The following is a 20099-nucleotide window of genomic DNA, read 5'->3' as shown; positions in this document are numbered from 1 at the left end:
TTCGTTGTCGGGGAATCAGGCGCCATTGACATTGTGCGCGATCCGATCCCCGATCTCCTTGTCGATGTTCCGCCAGTACTGCAGGGCCCGGTCGACCACCGGCCGGGTCACCCCGTTCTTCAGGTGACCACTGACGTTGGACACGAGCCGGTCCCGGGCCGCATCGTCCAGCACATGCCGCACCATCGTGCCGGGCTGCCCGAAGTCGTCGTCCTCGCGGTGCAGCCGGTAGGCCTCCCGCACCATTTCACCGGCGGTCTCCCACCCGGCGATGTCCCCGAACCGGTCGACGGCCGCGGCCGGCCCGCCGTACGAGTTCGGCGCGTACGGCGCACCGGTGTTGGCCGGCTCGTAGCGCATCGGCCCGTCCTTGGCGTACGAGTTCACCTGCGAGCGAGGCCGGTTGGGCGGCAGCTGCGCGTAGTTGGGGCCGATCCGGTAGCGGTGCGTGTCCGGGTACGAGAACAGCCGGCCGAGCAGCATCTTGTCCGGGGACGGCCCGATGCCCGGCACCATGTTGGACGGCTCGAACGCGGCCTGCTCGATGTGGACGAAGTAGTCCTCCGGGTTCTTGTTCAGGGTCATCCGGCCGACCTCGATCAGCGGGTAGTCGCCGTGCGGCCACACCTTGGTCAGGTCGAACGGGTTGAACCGGTAGTCCGGGGCGTCCTCGAACGGCATCACCTGCACGTGCACGGTCCAGGACGGGTGGTCGCCCCGCTCGATGGCCTGGAAGAGATCCCGGCGGTGGCAGTCGGCGTCCTCGCCGGCCATGCGGTCCGCGTCCTCCTGGGTGAGGAAGTCGATGCCCTGATCGGTCTTGATGTGGTACTTGACCCAGAACTTCTCGCCGCCGCGGTTGACCCACATGTAGGTGTGGGAGGAGTACCCGTTCATGTTGCGATACGTCTTCGGAACGCCCCGGTCGCCCATCAGCCACGTCACCATGTGCGCGGACTCGGGGGAGAGGGTCCAGAAGTCCCACTGCATGTTGTTGTCGCGCAGCCCGTTGTCCGGCCGGCGCTTCTGGGAGCGGATGAAGTCCTGGAACTTCTGCGGGTCACGGACGAAGAAGACCGGCGTGTTGTTGCCGACGAGGTCGTAGTTGCCGTACTCCGTGTAGAACTTCAGGGCGAAGCCACGTGGGTCGCGCCAGGTGTCGGGGGAGCCGAGCTCACCCGCGACGGTGGAGAAACGCGCCAGCATCTCCGTGCGCTTCCCCGGCTGGAAGAGGTCGGCCTTGGTGAACTGGCTGACGTCGTTGGTTACTTCGAAGACTCCGTATGCACCACTGCCCTTGGCGTGTACCACCCGCTCCGGGACCCGCTCCCGGTTGAACTGGGCCATCTTCTCTATGAGGTAGTGGTCCTGGAGCAGAATCGGGCCGTTGGAGCCCACGGTCAGCGAGTGCTCGTCGCTCTCGACCGGGATGCCGTGGTTGTTGGTGGTGTACGGGAACTGCTGGGGTGCCTGCGTCACTTGTCCTCCCCGGGGAAGAACGGTCACTCGGATCGGTGAATCGTTGCCAAGGCGAACGCCCGTCCCCGCCACGGTCGCTGAGGTCGGGGACACCGGGCTGGTTCCAACCCGGCTGGTGTTGATCGTGTAAGCCTCGGCCGCTCGCTGAGCGACCGAGCGGCGTGAGCCAGGAATCCCTCTGCCGAGTCAGAGGGAGGGTTCAAGAGCGGTCCTCCCGTCGGACCTCGGGCCGGGTGACCTGGTCACCCGGCCAGTCAACCCCGCCGACAGGCAGTCGGCAACTTTTGGACGGGGTCTAATTCAGGTCCGATTCCGAGAGTGTCCGGTGGGTCACCCTTGGTTGAGTTCGAACCAGACCACCTTCCCGGTGCTGAGCCGTGTCGCCCCCCATCGCCGGGCCAGCCGGTTCACCAGGAACAGCCCGCGTCCGCCCTCGTCGGTGTGGCGCGCCTGCCGCAGCCGGGGCAGCTGCGGCACATCGTCGCCGACCTCGCAGCGCAGCACGTCGGTACGCAGCAGCCGCAACGTGACCGGCCGTGACGCATAGCGCACGGCGTTGGTGACGACCTCGCTGACCAGCAGCTCCACCGGGTCGGTGAGCTCCTCCAGGTCCCAGCGGGCGAGTGCGCTGCGGGCCAGCCGCCGGGCCTTGCCGGGGGCCATCTCCTCCGGCTCCAGGGACCAGTACGCCACGTCGCTCGGCGCGATCCCGTCGAAGCGGGCGGCGAGCAGCGCGATGTCGTCGTCCCGGTCGCCGGGGCCCAGCATGTCCAGCACCTCTTCGCACAGGGCTTCGAGGGGCGGCGGATGGTCGGGGCCGGTGAGCTGCGCGGTCGCGGCGAGCTTCTCGCGCAGTTGCTCTATGCCGGTCCAGACGTCGCGCAGGCGGGACTCGACCAGCCCGTCGGTGTAGAGGAGCAGGGTCGCTCCGGCCGGGGCGTCCAGCTCCACGGCCTCGAAGTCGACGCCGCCGACACCGATCGGGGCGCCCGCCGGCACCCGCAGCACCTCGGCCCGGCCGCCCAGGTGCAGCAGGACCGGCGGAGGATGGCCGGCGTTGGCGATGGTGATGCGGTGCGTGACCGGGTCGTAGACGGCGTACAGGCAGGTCGCCATGCGGTCGGTGCCCAGCCGCTGGGCCTGCTCGTCGAGGTGGTGCAGCACCTCCTGCGGCGGCAGGTCGAGGCCGGCCAGCGTCTGCGCGGTGGTGCGCAGCTGGCCCATGATCGCGGCGGACGTCATGGAGTGGCCCATGACGTCACCGACGACGAGGGCGACCCGGCTGCCGGGCAGCGGGATGGCGTCGTACCAGTCGCCGCCGACCCGCGCGGTCTCGGCGGCCGGCAGGTAGCGCGAGGCCAGCCGCACGCCCGTCGGCTGCGGCAGGGTCTCGGGGAGCATGGTCCGCTGCAGCTCGTCGGCGATGTACGCCTCCCGCCCGTACAGCACGGCCTTGTCGATGCCGAGCGCGCTGTGCGTGGCCAGCTGGGCGGCCACCAGCAGATCGTCGGCCTCGAAGGGGATCCGCTCCGGGCGGCGCAGGAAGACCGCGGCGCCGATGACCCGGCGACGGCCGCGCAACGGGGCGAGGATGGCCCGCTGGCCGCCCGGGATCACCGACTCGCCGCCCTCGCCGATGAGTTCGGGCAGCGCGGCACGAGCGGCGGGCGCGTCGGCGAACACCGGCCGCACCCCGCGCAGCACCTCGGAGAGCGCGCCGCCGGGGAGCACCTCGCACAGTTCGGCGGTCAGCGCCGACAGCTCCGACGGCTCCGGCTGGAGCACGGGCTGGAACCCGCCCTCGGTGTCCCGCTCCTCCGGAATGCGGTCGGTGCGGCGCAGCCGCAGCACGACCGGGCCCGTGGGCCGCTCGTCGCCGACTGGCAGCGGGTCGCGCAGATAGACGAGGATCGCGTCGGAGAAGGTCGGCACGGTCGCCCGGCACAGCCCCATCACGATCTCGTCGAGGTCGATACCGCGGGCGATCCGCCGGGTCGCGGCGCCCACGAACCGCAGCCGGTCCCCGTCCCGCCGCATCGGCGTGGGCCGGCCGGGCGGCGTGACCTGCCCGGTACGCCGCTCCTTGCCGCCGGGGCCGGAACGCTCCGGCTCAAGACCGGGCTGCGCCGGAATGGCCTCCGGCGTGGGGCGCGGGCGGTGGGTGTCGGTCTCGGTGGCGGCCGGCTGGGAGTGCTCGGGGCCGGCGCCGTCGCTCGGCGTCACCGACGTGCCCGAGGGCGTCTCGCCGGTGCTGCGGCCCTGCGCGGGTAAGGCGGCGGCACCAGCGTGCGGTGCGGGCGCCTGGGAACGCAGGAGCGCCCCGCGGGGGTCCGCGGGGTCGACGCCCGGCTGGGGGCGCTCGAAGGAGGTCGGCTGCTCCGTCACGCGTGTCGCATCCATCCGTCCGGGGCGTGCAGTTCGTCCCGCAGGAATCCCGATACCCGGAATACGTGCCCCAGGAACGGATTTCCCGCGTGGTCAGAGGCTGTTCCTGTGCCGCCGGCGGACCGATCGTGGCCCGCACGGGTGTTGCCCTGGTACCCCTCGCTCACGTCCTGCCGCCCCTCGGTGACATGTGGTCAAGCACAGTGTGCACTCCGGGAGTTGTTGCCGGACTCCCACCCGCCACCCGGCCACCACCCCTCAACGACGGTGCTGCGCACCGGCCATGCTTTTTGCGGTTGCGGAGGACGATCCTACGTTTCTTGCCCCGGGGCGCATCAAGGGTCTCATGAGGACACGTGCACGGGCGTACGATCCCAGTCGTCCGGCAACGGGGGGACGGACCAGGACGGATCGGGGCGCCAGTGCTCCCAGCCGTCCGAGAACGGCGGCCCCCAGGCGCGGATCACCTCCACCGCGGACCGCCCCGCCGCCCTGACCCGCGCGGCCGACGGGGCGTCCATCAGCCCGTCCCGCTGGGCCTGCGCGAACTCGTCCTCGTCCCGCCAGTGCCAACTGCCGTCGGGGTGCACGGAGATGTCGAGAAAGTGATCCTCGGAGTCCACCCCGCCGTCCCAACGCGCCAACGGCTCCTCGAGATTGACGTACCAGTTCTTGAACCGCCAGCCCGGATCCCAGAACAACCACACCGACCAGGGCTCACCGGGCCGCGCCAGCTTCAGCACACCCGTACCGAACCACCGGTCGCGCTGCACCGTCCGCGGCTTGGTGTAGCGCGACTCCAGCGGCTCCTGATGCACCGGCGTACCGTCGGCGAGCACCGGCCTGACGCACTCCGTGCCGGGCGCCATCCAGACGGCGAGCAGCTCGGCATCGTCCTGTACGACGGTGACGGGGCGCGCTATGTGGAAGCGGTCGCCGCCGTTCTCCCGGTACCGCCACAGGATCCGGCTCCCGGGCGCCCAGAAGGCCGCTGCTCCGCCCGCTTCCACGCGTCTCACCGCTCCGTCGTCCGCCATGCACAGATATTAGGTGTCACCGGCATACGACGCTGCGGCGCGCGTCACGGTTCACGCGCCGGTCACGTGCCGGAACACGTCGTTACGGATGCGTCATCCGCAGGACGTCCAGGGCCTCGTCGAGCTGTTCGACGGTGAGGTCGCCGCGCTCCACGTAGCCGCTCTCCAGGACGACCTGACGGATCGTCTTCCGCTCGGCCAGCGCCTTCTTGGCGACCTTGGCGGCCTCCTCGTACCCGATGTACTTGTTGAGCGGGGTGACCACGGACGGTGACGACTCGGCGTACTCCCGGGCCCGCTCCCGGTTGGCGGTGATGCCGTCGACGGTGCGGTCGGCGAGCAGGCGGGTGGCGGTGGACAGCAGCCGGATGGATTCGAGGACGTTCTTCGCGATCACCGGGAGCATGACGTTCAGCTCGAAGTTGCCGGCCGCACCCGCCCAGGCGACGGTGGCGTCGTTCCCGGTGACCTGGGCGGCGACCATCAGGACGGCCTCGGGAATGACCGGGTTGACCTTGCCCGGCATGATCGACGAGCCGGGCTGGAGGTCGGGCAGCGCGATCTCGGCGAGCCCGGTGCGCGGCCCGGAGGACATCCATCGCAGATCGTTGGCGATCTTCGTCAGCCCCACGGCGATGGTCCGCAGCTGCCCGCTGGTCTCCACGATCCCGTCCCGGGCGCCCTGCGCCTCGAAGTGGTCGCGGGCCTCGGTGAGCGGCAGCCCGGTGGCGCGGGCCACCTCCTCGATGACGGCGGCGGAGAAACCGGGCGGCGTGTTGATGCCGGTGCCGACGGCGGTGCCACCGAGGGGGAGTTCGGCGAGGCGGGGGAGGGAAGCGTTGAGCCGCTCGATGCCGTAGCGGATCTGCGCGGCGTAACCGCCGAACTCCTGGCCGAGGGTCACCGGCGTGGCGTCCATCAGATGCGTCCGCCCCGACTTCACGACGTCGGCGAACTCCTCCGACTTGCGGGTGAGGGAGGCGGCGAGGTGTTCGAGGGCGGGGATGAGGTCGCGGCTGACGGCGGCGGTGGCGGCGATGTGGATGGAGGAGGGGAAGACGTCGTTGGACGACTGCGAGGCGTTGACGTGGTCGTTGGGGTGGACGTCCCGGCCGAGCCGCTCGGTCGCGAGGGTGGCGATGACCTCGTTGGTGTTCATGTTGGACGAGGTACCGGAACCTGTCTGAAACACGTCGATGGGGAAGTGCTCGTCCCACCGCCCCTCGGCTACCTCGGCGGCCGCCTCCTGAATGGCCTCCGCGATGTCCTTGTCGAGCACGCCCAGCCGCGCGTTCACCTTGGCGGCGGCGCCCTTGATGCGGGCGAGGGCTTCGATGTGGGCGCGCTCGATGCGCTGGCCGGAGATCGGGAAGTTCTCGACGGCCCGCTGGGTCTGCGCCCGCCACTTGGCGTCGACGGGGACCCGGACCTCGCCCATGGAGTCGTGCTCGATGCGGTATTCGCTCATACCGGGTACAGCGATCGGGAGGGTGCGGATGTTCCGTTCCTGCGGCATCAACCCGCTGACCGGAGCGCGGCGGGGGCAGTCACCCCCGCCGCACTCCATGGCGCTTACGCCAGCCCGGGCCCCCGTACCGGAATGCTCGTGAACGTCGGCTGAGGCGCCGGATCCTGGAAGAAGTCGTTGCCCTTGTCGTCCACGACGATGAACGCCGGGAAGTCCTCGACCTCGATCTTCCAGACGGCCTCCATGCCGAGCTCCTCGTACTCGACGACCTCGACCTTCTTGATGCAGTCCTGGGCGAGCCGGGCGGCCGGGCCGCCGATGGAGCCGAGGTAGAAGCCGCCGTGCGATGCGCACGCGTCGGTGACCTGCTTGCTGCGGTTGCCCTTGGCGAGCATCACCTTGGAGCCGCCCGCCGCCTGGAACTGCTCGACGTAGGAGTCCATACGGCCGGCGGTCGTGGGCCCGAAGGAGCCGGACGCGTAACCCTCGGGGGTCTTCGCGGGGCCCGCGTAGTACACCGGGTGGTCCTTCAGGTACTGCGGCATCTCCTCGCCCGCGTCCAGCCGTTCCTTGATCTTGGCGTGGGCGATGTCGCGGGCCACGACCAGGGGGCCGGTGAGGGACAGGCGGGTCTTGACCGGGTACTTGGTCAGCTCGGCGAGGATGTCGTCCATCGGCTGGTTGAGGTCGATGCGTACGACGTCACCGTCGGATTCGAGGTGCTCGTCCGTCGTCTCCGGCAGGAAGCGCGCGGGGTCCGTCTCCAGCTGCTCCAGGAAGACGCCCTCGGCGGTGATCTTCGCGACTGCCTGACGGTCGGCCGAGCAGGAGACCGCGATCGCGACCGGGCAGGACGCGCCGTGCCGCGGCAGCCGGACCACACGCACGTCGTGGCAGAAGTACTTGCCGCCGAACTGCGCACCGATTCCGATCTTCTGCGTCAGCTCGAAGACCTTCTCCTCCAGCTCCTTGTCCCGGAAGCCGTGGCCGAGCGGCGATCCCTCGGCGGGGATCTCGTCCAGGTAGTGCGCGGAGGCGTACTTCGCGGTCTTCAGGGCGTACTCCGCGCTCGTACCGCCGACGACGATCGCCAGGTGGTACGGCGGGCAGGCGGCCGTACCCAGCGAACGGATCTTCTCCTCCAGGAACTTCATCATGGAGGCCTCGTTCAGGACGGCCTTCGTCTCCTGGTAGAGGAAGGACTTGTTGGCGGAGCCGCCGCCCTTGGCCATGAACAGGAACTTGTAGGCGCCGCCGTCGGTCGCGTACAGCTCGATCTGCGCCGGGAGGTTGGAGCCGGTGTTCTTCTCCTCCCACATGGTGAGCGGAGCCATCTGCGAGTAGCGGAGGTTCAGCTTCGTGTACGCGTCATAGATGCCGCGGCTCAGCGCCTCCTCGTCGCCGCCCTTGGTGAGGACGTTCTGGCCACGCTTGCCCATGACGATCGCGGTGCCGGTGTCCTGGCACATGGGGAGCACGCCCGCCGCCGCGATGTTCGCGTTCTTCAGCAGGTCCAGCGCGACGAACTTGTCGTTCGCGCTCGCCTCCGGGTCGTCGATGATGCGGCGCAGCTGCGCGAGGTGGGCCGGGCGCAGGTAGTGCTGGATGTCGTGGATGGCCTCCTCGGCCAGCTTGCGCAGCGCCTCCGGCTCGACCTTGAGGAACGTCCGCCCGTCGGCCTCGAAGGTGGAGACACCCTCGGAGGTCACCAGCCGGTACGGGGTGGTGTCCTCTCCCATGGGGAGCAGATCGGTGTACGCGAACTCAGGCATGCGCCCATTCCTCACTCGACAGACAGCGCGGCTGGCCTCCATTGGCAGCGTCCACCAGCGTAGGACCTGGCTCTGACGGCGAGCTTGTGAGGTAAGGCTCAGTTCGATGTCCCCAGGGGTGTCGCGATCTATCGTGTTTGGGTACGCTGCTCTCGTGGACCTTCAGAAGCAGACCGCTCCTGCGGCCGCCTCCGCGCCCGCCACCTCCGAGCTCCGCGCGTCCGACGCCGACCGCGACCGCGTGGCCGACATCCTGCGCGACGCCCTCGCCGAGGGGCGCCTCACCGCCGAGGAGCACGCGGAGCGGGTGGAGGACGTCTTCCGCGCCAAGACGGTGGGCGAACTCGAGCCTCTCGTGCGGGACCTGCCGGGCGCGCATCAACACCGCACACCTCCGGCGTACGCCGCCGCGCCGGGCCGCCCCACGGCCGGTGCGATACCCGCCGACCCGGACGAGAACGTGATCGCGGTGTTCAGCAGCGCCGTCCGCAAGGGCCGCTGGCGCGCGGGCCGTCGTATCCACGCGTACTCGATCTTCGGCAGCGTCGAGATCGATCTGAGTGAGGCGATCTTCGAGTACCAGCAGGTCGTGATCAAGGCGTTCTCGCTCTTCGGGAACGTCGAGGTCCGCGTCCCGGAGAACGTCTCGCTGCGCGGCACCGGTGGTGGCGTCCTCGGCAACTTCGAGGTGGACACGCTGGACGCGCCGGACGCCGAGGCACCGGTGGTCTTCGTGGACGGCTGGGCCGTCCTGGGCAACGTCGAGGCGCGGCCCGAGCGCGGCAAGCTCGTCGCGGACATTCTCGATCGCGTGCAGCGCAAGGTCGACAAGAGTGTGCGCAAGCACCTCTAGCGTTCCCCGCGCCGCACAAGAACGCACGAACTCCAGCGGTTGGGGACTCCCTGCATAGGCGTGCGTACAGCGGGTAGACCTTGCTGCATCGTCTCTCGCTCGCGAAGCCGTCGTCAGGAGTAGACCGTGCTGCAACCGCCGCATTCGTCCCTGCAGGTAGCTGCCGTTCCGGCCCAGCGGGTGCCAGCGCGAGACAGGGACCAAGACGCACCCTGGCACACGGAGGCCGTGTGCCGGCGCGACGAGGCCGGCCTGTTCTTCGCACCCTCCAAGGAACCCACCGCCGCGCGGCTGTCCCGCGAGGAGGCGGCGAAGCGGGTCTGCGCCCGCTGCCCGGTGATGGTCGAATGCCGCGAACACGCCCTGCTCCAGCCCGAGCCGTACGGAGTCTGGGGCGGCCTCACCGCCGCCGAACGCCGAGTGGTCCTGGCGAGGCGCCGCCGCCGCGAACTGGAACTGAAGAAGGCGGCCCGCACGACGAACCACATAGCGGCAGCGGGCTGACCGGCCGATCACGCACGAAGGGCGCCCCCTCCGCACCGGGGGCGCCCTTGTGATGCCGGCGAGCTTCGCAACCCAAGGGGCGCGGGGAACTGCGCGACCAGCCACAGAGGACCCGCAGTTGCCCACGGTCCAAGGTTCCCCGCGCTACCAGCGGAGCTACTTCGCCCGGTCGAAGTCGATCGCGCTGTAAGCCCGCAGCTTGCTCAGCCGGTGCTCGGAGTCGATCCGCCGCACCGTACCCGACCTGGACCGCATCACGATCGAGTCGGTCGTAGCAGTCTCGGACCGGTACCGAACCCCCCGCAGCAGCTCACCATCGGTGATACCGGTCGCGACGAAGAACACGTTCTCCCCGGTGACCAGATCCTCCGTGGTCAGCACGCGATCCAGATCATGCCCCGCGTCGACCGCCCGCTGCCGCTCCTCGTCGTCCTTCGGCCACAGCTTGCCCTGGATGGTGCCCCCCAGGCACTTCACGGCGCAGGCCGAGATGATGCCCTCGGGCGTACCGCCGATCCCCAGCAGCAGGTCGACCCCCGTGCCCTCGCGCAGCGCCAGGATCGAGCCGGCGACATCGCCGTCGGAGATCAGCTTGATGCGCGCGCCGGTCTCCCGGATCTCGTTGATGATGCCCTCGTGCCGCGGCCGGTCGAGGATGACGACGGTGACGTCCTCGGGCTGGCGGGCCTTCGCCTTGGCGACCCGGCGGATGTTCACGGACACGGGTGCGTCGATGTCGACGAAGTCGGCCGCCTCGGGCCCGGTGACCAGCTTGTCCATGTAGAAGACGGCGGACGGGTCGAACATTGATCCGCGCTCGGCGGCGGCCAGCACCGCGATCGCGTTCGGCATGCCCTTCGCGGTCAGGGTCGTGCCGTCGATCGGGTCGACGGCGATGTCGCACTCGGGCCCGGTGCCGTCCCCGACGCGCTCCCCGTTGAAGAGCATCGGCGCCTCGTCCTTCTCGCCCTCCCCGATGACGACGACGCCGTTCATGGAGACGGTGGACACGAGGGTGCGCATGGCGCGTACCGCGGCACCGTCGGCTCCGTTCTTGTCACCGCGGCCCACCCAGCGGCCGGCGGCCATCGCCGCGGCTTCGGTCACGCGGACAAGTTCCAGCGCGAGGTTGCGGTCGGGGGCCTCGGAGGGAACATCGAGTTCGGACGGCAGATGATGCTCGGTCATCGGAACGCACCTTTCTGATACGACGACGGCCGGATGAGGGTATTTCGGTGACGACTCTATCGTCAGACGACAGAATGAGCAGATACCCCCACGGATGAGCAGCGTGAGCACCTGCGACGATAGGACGCGTGGCAGGTACGAACGGCAAGCAGAAAACGGTCCGGGACATGGTGCTCTCCCTGGGCCTGATCGTGCTGGCGGCATGGGTCATCTACCTCTTCATCCCGCACGACGACAAGGAACCCGATCTCCCGAGGGTCGACTACCGGGTCGAGTTGCTCACGGCACGCCGTGCGGCCGCGTATCCCGTGGCTGCGCCGGAGGGTCTGCCGCAGAGCTGGAAGCCGACGTCCGTCCGCTTCGACGGCACCGAGCACGACGTCTGGCACCTGGGCTTCCACGCCCCTGACGGGGAGTACGTGGCGGTCGAGCAGTCGACCGAGAAGCGGGTCCCGTTCATCGAGGACGCGAGCCAGGGCGCTGAGGAGACCGACGTCACCGAGGAGATCGGCGGCCGTACGTGGGTGCGGTACACCGGCGGGCGGTACGACGCGCTGGTGCTGGCCGAGGACGAGGACGCCAAGGGCGCGACGACGGTGGTCGCCGGTACGGGGTCGTTCGAGCAGCTGGCTCAGATGGCCGGGGCGCTGAAGACGTCCTGACCCCATGACACGGCGAAGGCCCCCGGCGCGGCAGCCGGGGGCCTTCGCCGTGGTGCACGCGTCTCAGACGGTGGTGACGACCTCTTCGTAGGCCAGGCGCGGCGAGCGCGGGAACCAGGCGTCCGGGCCCGGCTTGCCGATGTTGAGGACGATCAGCGGGGTGTGGTCGTCGTCCAGGAACTCCTTGCGCACGCCCTCGAAGTCGACGCCGGTCATCGGGCCCGCGGCCAGCCCGGCGGCGCGGACGCCGATGATGAAGTACGCGGCCTGCAGGGCGGCGTTCAGCCCGGCGGCGCCCTCGCGGGTCGCGCGCTCGGCGTAGACGACGTCCTTGGCCTGCGGGAAGTGCGGGAACAGCTCCGGCAGCTCCTCGTGGAACTCGTTGTCCGCGGAGAGGATCGCGACCAGCGGGGCGGCGGCCGTCTTGGCCTGGTTGCCCTCGGCCAGGTGCTGGACCAGGCGCTCACGGGCCTCGGGGGAGCGGACCAGGGTGATGCGCAGCGGGGACTGGTTGAAGGCCGTCGGACCGTACTTGACCAGGTCGTAGATCGCCTGCACCTGCTCGTCGGTGACGGGCTCGTCGGTGAAGGTGTTCGCGGTGCGGGCCTCGCGGAACAGCAGGTCCTGGGCGGCTGGGTCAAGAACGAGAGACATGGTGAACCTTCTGTGCATGAGTCGGATCCGGCGGCCGGATCGGCTGACGGGCATGACCGTACGCAAATGAAGTTCAACGTTCAACCAAATGCGAGGCGTGGTGATCCGCTTCACAACCCGCCAGGCCCGCTTACCCGGCGTCGGCCTCACTGCTCTTGTCCTCGGCCGCCTCTTCGGCCAGCGCCGCGTCCAGCCGGGCCCGCGCCCCCTCCAGCCACCGCCGGCACACCTTCGCCAGCTCCTCGCCCCGCTCCCACAGCGCGAGCGACTCCTCCAGCGTCGTGCCACCGGCCTCCAGCCGCCGTACGACCTCGATCAGTTCGTCGCGCGCCTGCTCGTACCCGAGCGCCTCATCCACCTTGCTGCTCATCCGCCCACCCTAGGACCTGACTCGACATCGACTCGTACCGCGAACTCGCCCTCGGCCACCCGGGCCCGCAGCTGCTCCTCGGCCGTCACCTCGTCCGGCGTGCGGACCACGTGCCCATCGGCCTTCTGCAGCACCGCGTAGCCCCGCTTCAGCGTCGCCGCCGGTGAAAGGGCCACCACGCGCGCGTGCGTGTGGGTCAGCTCCGACTCGGCGCGGTCGAGGTGATGCCCCAGACACCGCCGCCCGCGGTCGACCAGCGACGTCACCTGGTCGGCCCGCTCGTCGATCATCCGGTGCGGATCCTCTATCGCCGGCCGCGCCAGCGCATGCGCGAGCCCGCGCTCCTCCCGCTCCACGAACGCCTCGACACACCGCCGCGCACGGTCGCGGAGCAGCCGTACACGTTCGAACTCCTCGCCCACGTCCGGTACGACCTTCTTCGCGGCGTCGGTGGGAGTGGAGGCGCGCAGGTCGGCGACGTAGTCGAGGAGCGGGGTGTCGGGCTCGTGGCCGATGGCCGACACCACGGGCGTACGACAGGCGGCGACGGACCGGATCAGCTGCTCGTCGGAGAACGGCAGCAGATCCTCCACGCTGCCGCCGCCCCGGGCCACGATGATCACGTCGACGTCGTCGAGCTCGTCGAGCTCCTTCACCGCCTGCACGACCTGCGGCACCGCGTGCACGCCCTGCACGGCGACGTTGCGCACCTCGAAGCGGACCGCCGGCCAGCGGTGCCGGGCGTTCTCCAGCACGTCCCGCTCCGCGGCGGAGGCCCGGCCGCAGACCAGCCCGACGAGCTGCGGCAGAAACGGCAACGGCCGCTTGCGCTCCGCCGCGAACAGCCCCTCGGCCGCCAGCGTCTTCTTCAGCTGCTCAAGGCGCGCGAGCAGTTCGCCCACTCCGACGGGCCTTATCTCGGCGGCCCGCAACGACAGCTGCCCCCGCGGTGCGTACCACTCCGGCTTCGCGAGGACGACGACCCGGGCGCCCTCGCTCACCACGTCGGCCACGGCGTCGAACACCTGCCGGTAACAGGTGACGCTCACCGAGATGTCGTACGAGGGATCCCGCAGCGTCAGGAACACGACCCCCGCGCCCGGCCGCCGCGACAACTGCGTGATCTGCCCCTCGACCCACACCGCACCGAGCCGATCGATCCACCCACCGATGAGCCGCGACACCTCACCGACAGGGAGCGGAGATTCGGGGGACGTGTTGACAGCCATGCCGCGAGCGTAATGGCCACCGCCGACATTCCAGCCCGTCCGGCGTTCGGTCGACACGGAACGCGATCTTTGGCCCCCAGAACGCGGCCTTACGATGGTGCCCATGACTGCTTCGCCTGGCCGCCGTGTCCTGCTCGCCGCCCCCCGTGGCTACTGCGCCGGTGTGGACCGCGCCGTGATCGCCGTCGAGAAAGCCCTGGAGCAGTACGGGGCTCCGGTCTATGTCCGCCACGAGATCGTCCACAACAAGTACGTCGTACAGACCCTGGAGAAGAAGGGCGCCATCTTCGTCGAGCGGACCGAGGAGGTCCCCCCGGGGAACATCGTCATGTTCTCCGCGCACGGCGTCGCCCCGACCGTCCACGAGGAGGCCAGGCAGGGCCGCCTCGCCACCATCGACGCGACCTGCCCGCTGGTCACCAAGGTCCACAAGGAAGCCGTCCGTTTCGCCAACGACGACTACGACATCCTCCTGATCGGCCACGAGGGCCACGAGGAGGTCATCGGCACCTCCGGCGAGGCCCCCGACCACATCCAGCTCGTCGACGGCCCCGGCGACGTCGAGAAGGTCGAGGTCCGCGACCCCTCCAAGGTCGTCTGGCTCTCCCAGACCACGCTCTCCGTCGACGAGACCATGGAGACCGTCGACGCCCTGAAGGAGAAGTTCCCGCAGCTGATCTCCCCGCCGAGCGACGACATCTGCTACGCCACGCAGAACCGCCAGCTCGCGGTGAAGCAGATGGGCGCCGAGGCCGACCTGGTGATCGTGGTCGGCTCGCGGAACTCCTCCAACTCCAAGCGGCTCGTCGAGGTCGCCAAGCTGGCCGGCGCCCGCGAGTCCTACCTCGTGGACTTCGCCGCCGAGATCGACGAGGCCTGGCTGGAGGGCGTGTCCACGGTCGGTGTCACCTCCGGTGCCTCCGTCCCCGAGGTCCTCGTCGAGGAGGTCCTCGAATGGCTCGCCCAGCGTGGCTTCGAGGACGTCGAGCTCGTCAAGGCGGCCGAGGAGTCCATCACGTTCTCGCTGCCGAAGGAACTGCGCCGTGACCTGCGCGAGGAAGCGGCCGCGCTGATCGCGGAGCGAACGCGGACGGAGGACCCCGCCGGGGAGTGACCGTCAGTGGTCCGTCGTAACGTGGTGCCATGCAGATCTTCGGCGTGGACATCGGCGGATCAGGGATCAAGGGTGCCCCTGTGGACCTCGACAGGGGCGACCTGGCGGACGAGCGGTTCAAGGTGCTGACCCCGCACCCGGCCACGCCCGATTCGGTGGCCGACGGGGTCAAGGAGGTCGTCGACCACTTCGGCTGGACCGGACCGGTCGGCGTCACGTTCCCGGGCGTCGTCACCGGCGGCGCCACGATCCGCACGGCGGCGAACGTCGACAAGAGCTGGATCGACACCGACGCGCGCGCGTTGCTCGGCGAACGCCTGGGCGGCGCGCCGGTGACGGTCGTGAACGACGCGGACGCGGCGGGCATCGCCGAGATGTCCTTCGGCGCCGGCCGTGACCGCAGGGGCACGGTCATCCTGCTGACCTTCGGCACCGGCATCGGCAGCGCCCTCTTCATCGACGGCGCCCTCGTCCCCAACACCGAGCTGGGCCATCTGGAGCTGCACGGCCACGACGCCGAGAAGCGCGCCTCCAGCAAGGCCAAGGAGGACCACGACCTGTCGTGGGAGCGCTGGGCCGACCGCGTCCAGACCTACCTCGCCCACGTCGAGATGCTCTTCTCACCCGAGCTGTTCATCATCGGCGGCGGCGTCAGCCGCAAGGCGGACAAGTTCCTGCGCCACATCGACGGCATCAAGGCCGAGATCGTCCCGGCGCAGCTGCAGAACAACGCGGGCATCGTGGGAGCGGCGATGCGGGCGGCGAAGGAGGGGTAGGCCCTCACACGGGCGGGCGGCTGCGTGCGGTCCGCCGGCGCAGCATACGGATCCAGCGCACGGTCACCAGGGACCCCGCGACGAGCGTCCCGCCGTACAACCACCCCGCCTGAGTCGCCAGCGCCGTGAAGAGGCCCACGAACCGCCCGCTCACCCCGTCACCGCGCTCGGCGACCGGCACGAGCCCCACGGCGAACGCGATCGGCACCACGATGGGCACGGTCACCAGGTCGCCCCGCCGCACCCACACCGCTGTCAGCACGCACACCGGCAGAAACAGCACGCCGTACACCACCGGCGACGCCCCGAACAGCAGCTGATCCAGACAGCCGAGCGCGAGCATCAGCGCCCCGCAGAACAATCCGACGCCCAGCCCGGTGAGCCGGGGGTTGGGCATCCGGCGTGCCACCTGGCCCCCCTGAGGAGCGGGCCGCCGTACGGCCACGGGTCGCTTCACCCCACCGGCCCGGCCCACGCCCGCGCCCCCGCGCGGTTGCGGCGAGCGGGGGCGGACCGGCCGGTCAGCCGGGGGGGTGGCCCGCTCAGGCCGCCGGCCTCGCTCGGCCCGTCCGGCCTGTTCGGCCCGTCCGGGCCGCGGGGACCGCGGGGACCGCGTCGACCGTACGAGGCCGTCGCCCGCGCCGTCCGAACCGGCAGCACCGCGAGCCCCGCCGGCACCCGAAGGACCGCCGCCGGCTCCGCCGCGCACCGCCTGTGGCGGCAGGGGCGGGGGCGTGGCGCGTCGCGGTCCGTACTGCGGGGGTCGCGCCTTGTATTGCTCCACTGGACCAACTTAGGTCGGCTTATGTGCCGAATAGCCCGTCAGACACGCCGAGGCGCAGAGCTTGGCCAAGCGTTCGATACGTCGCCGGGGCGGCGCCGGGCACCCCGTAGACTGGTGGATCGGCCAGACGTCTCCTGGCCCCGGCCCCGGCCCACCACCCCCTGGCCCTCTCACGTACGGGAAGTCGCAACGTGTCGCTCACGATCGGAATCGTCGGTCTGCCGAATGTCGGCAAGTCGACCCTGTTCAACGCCCTGACCAAGAACGACGTGCTGGCGGCCAACTACCCGTTCGCCACGATCGAGCCGAACGTCGGCGTGGTCGGCGTCCCCGACACCCGCCTGGCCAAGTTGGCGGAGATCTTCTCGTCGGAGCGGATCCTGCCCGCCACCGTCGACTTCGTCGACATCGCGGGCATCGTGCGCGGCGCCAGCGAGGGCGAGGGCCTCGGCAACAAGTTCCTGGCGAACATCCGCGAGTCCGACGCGATCTGCCAGGTCATCCGTGCGTTCAAGGATGAGAACGTCGTCCATGTCGACGGCAAGGTCTCGCCCAAGGACGACATCGAGACGATCAACACCGAGCTGATCCTGGCCGACCTGCAGACGATCGAGAAGGTCCTGCCGCGCCTGCAGAAGGAGTCGCGGATCAAGAAGGACGTGGCGCCGAAGGTCAAGGCGGTCGAGGAGGCCAAGGAGATCCTCGAAAAGGGCGACACCCTCTTCGCGCACGGCATCGTCCAGGGGACCGAGCGCAACGAACTCCTCCATGACCTGCACCTGCTCACCACCAAGCCCTTCCTCTACGTCTTCAACGTCGACGAGGACGAGCTGATGGACGACGCCTTCAAGGACGAACAGCGGGCGCTGGTCGCCCCCGCCGAGGCGATCTTCCTCAACGCCAAGCTGGAGGCGGACCTCGCCGAGCTGGATGAGGACGAGGCCCTCGAACTCCTGGAGTCCGTCGGCCAGCACGAGCCCGGCCTCGCGACCCTGGCCCGCGTCGGCTTCAACACCCTCGGCCTGCAGACCTACCTCACGGCCGGCCCGAAGGAATCCCGCGCCTGGACCATCAAGAAGGGCGCCACCGCCCCGGAGGCCGCGGGTGTCATTCACACCGACTTCCAGAAGGGCTTCATCAAGGCGGAGGTCATCTCCTTCCAGGACCTGGTCGAAACGGGCTCGGTCGCCGAGGCCCGCGCGAAGGGCAAGGCGCGGATGGAGGGCAAGGACTACGTGATGCAGGACGGGGACGTGGTGGAGTTCCGGCATGGAGGAACGTCTGGCTCCGGGAAGAAGTGACCGACGAGCATTGGGATCTGACCGCTCATGTCCGGGGTGCTCTCGCTGAGGCACTCGTGGCGGAAGCGATCTACCGGAGGCATGCAGATGTGGTGCTGCACGCGCCGAGGCATCCGGGCTATGACGTGTCGAGCGAAGCGGGTGGCTTGCGAGTGGACGCCAAGGTCTCCGTGCTCGTTGAAGCGGACCTCGACGGTAACGGCACGGAACCCGCGGCCGAGTGGGACGCTGGGACTCGCCCCGATGTACTGCATGAGTCGGCCACGCACCTCGGGTTGGTTGTCCTCGACGACTCGTTGACGGCGCTCAGACTGTTCGAGGGCGGCGAGGCCGTGCTCAGTGGTGAAGTCGTCGCCCACGGGCGAGTGTTTCTTGTACCCGGCGATGTGGCGCGGGCGGAGGCGCAGCCGGTCTGGAGTACACGCCACGGACGTCCGAGCGCGGGACGTTTCCGCTACCTCGGGCTGAGCGTGATCGAGCCGTTCGAGGTGGACTTTCAATCTGGTTCGAGCCCTGCAGGGATGAAGTAGCCCCAGTCGTTGCCTGGCTCGAGGCCCCCGCGATCCCAGTGCTTGGTAGCGCATGCCCGCATCGCAGATATTCAACCCGGTTCAGCCACCGGCCACGCGGCCGACCACTCTCTACCTCCTCCAGAACATCGGCAGCGCGCCTGAACATCAAGGTGCACATCCAGGGGATCGACTACCGGGCCCGCAGCACGGAAGAACGCGCTGCGAAGGAGAGCAATGGAGGCTCCACGGCATGAAGTACAAGAACGAAGCCGAGATCATGCGCGCGCTCGGGATCGACACCTGGAGGCACCTCTCCAAGGAGAAGACGGTCAGGTTCGCGGCCATGATGCCTGACATGGACACCGAAGTGGCCATGAAGATCGTCGAACAGTTCCCCGAGTTCAGGAAGTTCGCCACGGACGCCTTCGGCGCCATCGAGAAGGCCCACGAGGCCACTCTCGCGGACGGCAGGCACAGCCTGGATCAGGTCTACCAGGCCCTCCGGGAGAACCGGGAGATCTTCGAGCGGGAACTCCGCAGGGACGACCTGACCTGGGAGCAGAGGAAGCACCTCCTCGAACTCATCCAGGAAACGGCAAGACTTGCTTCTCAGAAGGACACCGAGCACAAGCGCCACGTGGACGGTCTGCTGAAGAAGACCATGGTCGGTGTCGGTTCCGCGCTCGCTCTGGGTGTGGTCTTCGTCGGAGGCCGGATCCTGGCCCAAGGCAAGGAAGAACCCAATGACTCCGGGGAGTCGTGAGACCCGGCGGGCGGCGCCGGTCCGTGATCTCGGTGACCGTCTCATCGACCGGGCCGCGCTGGGCTATGACCCGCGCTGAGCGCGGGGGCGTTGTCAGTGGTATGCGTCAGACTCGCAACACGGCACACACCTGTGCCGGCCATCTGTCCACGCACCTCACTCCCCTCCACCCGCAAGGAACGGTCATGGCACATCTGCACAAGCAGTTGGACGACCTGCTCACCCTGATCAACGTAGATCCCGACGTCCTCACGGCGACGCGCGAACGTCTCGCGCTGGCCCGCAAGTTGGCCGAGCAGCACCCCGAGGGCCGTACGTCGTACAGCTCGGGTTCGATCCCCGTTGGCACCCACATTCAGCCGCACGCGGGAGCGGTCAGCGACGGGGACGGCGGGATCATCCTGGACCGTGTCCGGCACCCGGAGCTCGGTCCTGACGGCGAAGGGGAGGCCCCGCATGCCGTCACCGACGAACTCATCGCGTTCATCGGTCCGAAGCTCCGCGACCCGGAGCGCACCCCGTCCTACCCCAAGGCGCGGGTGTGCACGTCCCGGCGGGGCCTCAAGATTCACTTCGGCGCTCCGGTCAACGGCACGGACGTCACGGTCGATCTCATCGTGGCGCTGCGCCGCCGCGAGGGGCGCGGGCTGTGGATCCCCGACCTGGAGCGGGCCCCGGGCTCCAAGAAGGCCTGGAGTGCCAGCGACCCCCAGGGCCACGTGGAGCTGCTGACGTCCGGCGCCGACGCCCTGCGGCGCACCCGGCGCCGCGCCATCCGCATCCTCAAGGCGTGGAATGCTCAGGCCACGAAGCCAGGCTTCTCCTCGCACCAACTCTCCGTGTGGGCCTACGAGTTCGTCGAGCCGAGAATGGGACTCGTCGGCGCGGTCCACGCGGTGCTGCTGGAGGCCGCCCTGCGCCTCCAGCGCGGCGAGCCGACCAAGGATCCGCGCTCCGTCTCGCCCGACCTCAAGCCGCTGATCCCCGACGCGGACGCCGAGCGGCGGCTGCGGGTCGCCGCCGACAAGCTCGCGAAGGCCATCGCCGACCCCGACGACATCGACACGGTGGCGGAGGTCCTGGAGCACCTCTTCCCCAAGACGATGCGTGAACGCGAGCGCGCCTTCTCCGCCGCCTCCACTCCCCTGAGCACCACCGCCAGCCTCGGTCTCGCGGGCGCGAGCCTGCTCCTCCCCAAGACGCGCTCGTGGCGGGAGGACACGGCCGTTGAGCGGTGACCGGCGTCCC

Annotated in this window: 19 protein-coding genes; 9 read left to right on the top strand and 10 right to left on the bottom strand. The window is 69.6% G+C overall.

The genetic code is table 11. The features are described 5' to 3' along the window. Window positions 1–15: 15 nt before the first annotated feature. The 5 genes from ACKTSN_RS17175 to ACKTSN_RS17155 form a co-directional block, all read right to left on the bottom strand. Entirely contained in the window at window positions 16–1479 is a 1464-nt protein-coding gene (locus ACKTSN_RS17175) for a catalase (protein WP_409469929.1), read from the bottom strand. A 330-nt stretch (window positions 1480–1809) separates the two neighbouring features. After that, window positions 1810–3879: a SpoIIE family protein phosphatase gene (locus tag ACKTSN_RS17170; protein WP_409469928.1), complete on the bottom strand. Its 2070-nt coding sequence runs from the start codon at window positions 3877–3879 to the stop codon at window positions 1810–1812. A 329-nt stretch (window positions 3880–4208) separates the two neighbouring features. After that, window positions 4209–4901 carry a cytidylyl-2-hydroxypropylphosphonate hydrolase gene (gene fomD, locus ACKTSN_RS17165; RefSeq protein WP_409469927.1) on the bottom strand — a complete coding sequence of 231 codons (693 nt, stop codon included), beginning with the start codon at window positions 4899–4901 and terminating at the stop codon, window positions 4209–4211. A gap of 82 nt (window positions 4902–4983) precedes the next feature. Next, entirely contained in the window at window positions 4984–6369 is a 1386-nt protein-coding gene (locus ACKTSN_RS17160) for a class II fumarate hydratase (RefSeq protein WP_409469926.1), read from the bottom strand. A 104-nt stretch (window positions 6370–6473) separates the two neighbouring features. Continuing rightward, window positions 6474–8141 carry a fumarate hydratase gene (locus ACKTSN_RS17155; protein WP_409469925.1) on the bottom strand — a complete coding sequence of 556 codons (1668 nt, stop codon included), beginning with the start codon at window positions 8139–8141 and terminating at the stop codon, window positions 6474–6476. 154 nt (window positions 8142–8295) lie between these two features. On the opposite strand from ACKTSN_RS17155, the gene ACKTSN_RS17150 reads away from it, so the two are divergent. Both ACKTSN_RS17150 and ACKTSN_RS17145 read left to right on the top strand, forming a co-directional pair. Continuing rightward, window positions 8296–8994, top strand: a complete 699-nt coding sequence (locus ACKTSN_RS17150; protein ID WP_409469924.1) for a DUF1707 SHOCT-like domain-containing protein — start codon at window positions 8296–8298, stop codon at window positions 8992–8994. Between the two features lie 126 nt (window positions 8995–9120). Then, a complete protein-coding gene (locus tag ACKTSN_RS17145) occupies window positions 9121–9498 on the top strand; it encodes a WhiB family transcriptional regulator (protein ID WP_129801260.1) in 378 nt (125 codons plus the stop codon). 156 nt (window positions 9499–9654) lie between these two features. Here ACKTSN_RS17145 and glpX read toward each other — a convergent pair whose 3' ends face one another. Next, on the bottom strand, window positions 9655–10686 hold the full coding sequence (glpX, locus tag ACKTSN_RS17140) for a class II fructose-bisphosphatase (RefSeq protein ID WP_385263418.1): 1032 nt from the start codon (window positions 10684–10686) through the stop codon (window positions 9655–9657). 128 nt (window positions 10687–10814) lie between these two features. Here glpX and ACKTSN_RS17135 point away from each other — a divergent pair, with 128 nt between their 5' ends. After that, window positions 10815–11348 carry a DUF4245 domain-containing protein gene (locus tag ACKTSN_RS17135; protein WP_409469923.1) on the top strand — a complete coding sequence of 178 codons (534 nt, stop codon included), beginning with the start codon at window positions 10815–10817 and terminating at the stop codon, window positions 11346–11348. Window positions 11349–11411: 63 nt separating this feature from the next. Here the strand turns inward: ACKTSN_RS17135 and ACKTSN_RS17130 are convergent, their stop codons facing one another. The 3 genes from ACKTSN_RS17130 to xseA all read right to left on the bottom strand — a co-directional run bounded on the left by ACKTSN_RS17130 (window position 11412) and on the right by xseA (window position 13601). Continuing rightward, window positions 11412–12002 (bottom strand): malonic semialdehyde reductase, encoded by a 591-nt coding sequence (locus ACKTSN_RS17130; protein ID WP_409469922.1) that lies wholly within the window; start codon window positions 12000–12002, stop codon window positions 11412–11414. Window positions 12003–12132: 130 nt separating this feature from the next. Then, window positions 12133–12372 (bottom strand): exodeoxyribonuclease VII small subunit, encoded by a 240-nt coding sequence (locus ACKTSN_RS17125; protein WP_409469921.1) that lies wholly within the window; start codon window positions 12370–12372, stop codon window positions 12133–12135. After that, a complete protein-coding gene (gene xseA, locus ACKTSN_RS17120; protein WP_409469920.1) occupies window positions 12369–13601 on the bottom strand; it encodes an exodeoxyribonuclease VII large subunit in 1233 nt (410 codons plus the stop codon). The genes ACKTSN_RS17125 and xseA overlap by 4 nt, the downstream gene beginning before the upstream one ends. A 103-nt stretch (window positions 13602–13704) precedes the next feature. Between xseA and ACKTSN_RS17115 the strand changes: the two genes are divergently transcribed. Together ACKTSN_RS17115 and ppgK are read left to right on the top strand one after the other, a co-directional pair. Next, window positions 13705–14715 carry a 4-hydroxy-3-methylbut-2-enyl diphosphate reductase gene (locus ACKTSN_RS17115; protein ID WP_409469919.1) on the top strand — a complete coding sequence of 337 codons (1011 nt, stop codon included), beginning with the start codon at window positions 13705–13707 and terminating at the stop codon, window positions 14713–14715. 29 nt (window positions 14716–14744) lie between these two features. Beyond that, window positions 14745–15491, top strand: coding sequence for a polyphosphate--glucose phosphotransferase (ppgK, locus tag ACKTSN_RS17110; RefSeq protein WP_409469918.1), 747 nt, complete (start codon window positions 14745–14747; stop codon window positions 15489–15491). Between the two features lie 4 nt (window positions 15492–15495). Here the strand turns inward: ppgK and ACKTSN_RS17105 are convergent, their stop codons facing one another. After that, window positions 15496–15888: a DUF6542 domain-containing protein gene (locus ACKTSN_RS17105; RefSeq protein ID WP_409469917.1), complete on the bottom strand. Its 393-nt coding sequence runs from the start codon at window positions 15886–15888 to the stop codon at window positions 15496–15498. Between the two features lie 578 nt (window positions 15889–16466). Between ACKTSN_RS17105 and ychF the strand changes: the two genes are divergently transcribed. The 4 genes from ychF (at window position 16467) to ACKTSN_RS17085 (ending at window position 20089) form a co-directional block, all read left to right on the top strand. After that, complete coding sequence (gene ychF / locus ACKTSN_RS17100) at window positions 16467–17576, top strand: redox-regulated ATPase YchF (protein ID WP_409469916.1); 1110 nt, start codon at window positions 16467–16469, stop codon at window positions 17574–17576. Next, entirely contained in the window at window positions 17573–18106 is a 534-nt protein-coding gene (locus ACKTSN_RS17095) for a hypothetical protein (protein WP_409469915.1), read from the top strand. Before ychF ends, ACKTSN_RS17095 begins: the two co-directional genes overlap by 4 nt. 232 nt (window positions 18107–18338) lie before the next feature. Further along, window positions 18339–18851, top strand: coding sequence for a hypothetical protein (locus ACKTSN_RS17090; protein ID WP_356656940.1), 513 nt, complete (start codon window positions 18339–18341; stop codon window positions 18849–18851). A gap of 185 nt (window positions 18852–19036) precedes the next feature. Further along, window positions 19037–20089: a hypothetical protein gene (locus ACKTSN_RS17085; RefSeq protein ID WP_409469914.1), complete on the top strand. Its 1053-nt coding sequence runs from the start codon at window positions 19037–19039 to the stop codon at window positions 20087–20089. Window positions 20090–20099 lie beyond the last annotated feature (10 nt).

It is taken from the genome of Streptomyces flavusporus (assembly GCF_046267975.1).
In the GTDB taxonomy this organism is placed as follows: domain Bacteria; phylum Actinomycetota; class Actinomycetes; order Streptomycetales; family Streptomycetaceae; genus Streptomyces; species Streptomyces flavusporus.
Note: the sequence above shows the minus strand (reverse complement) of the source record. Positions and strands in the feature narration are given on the sequence as shown.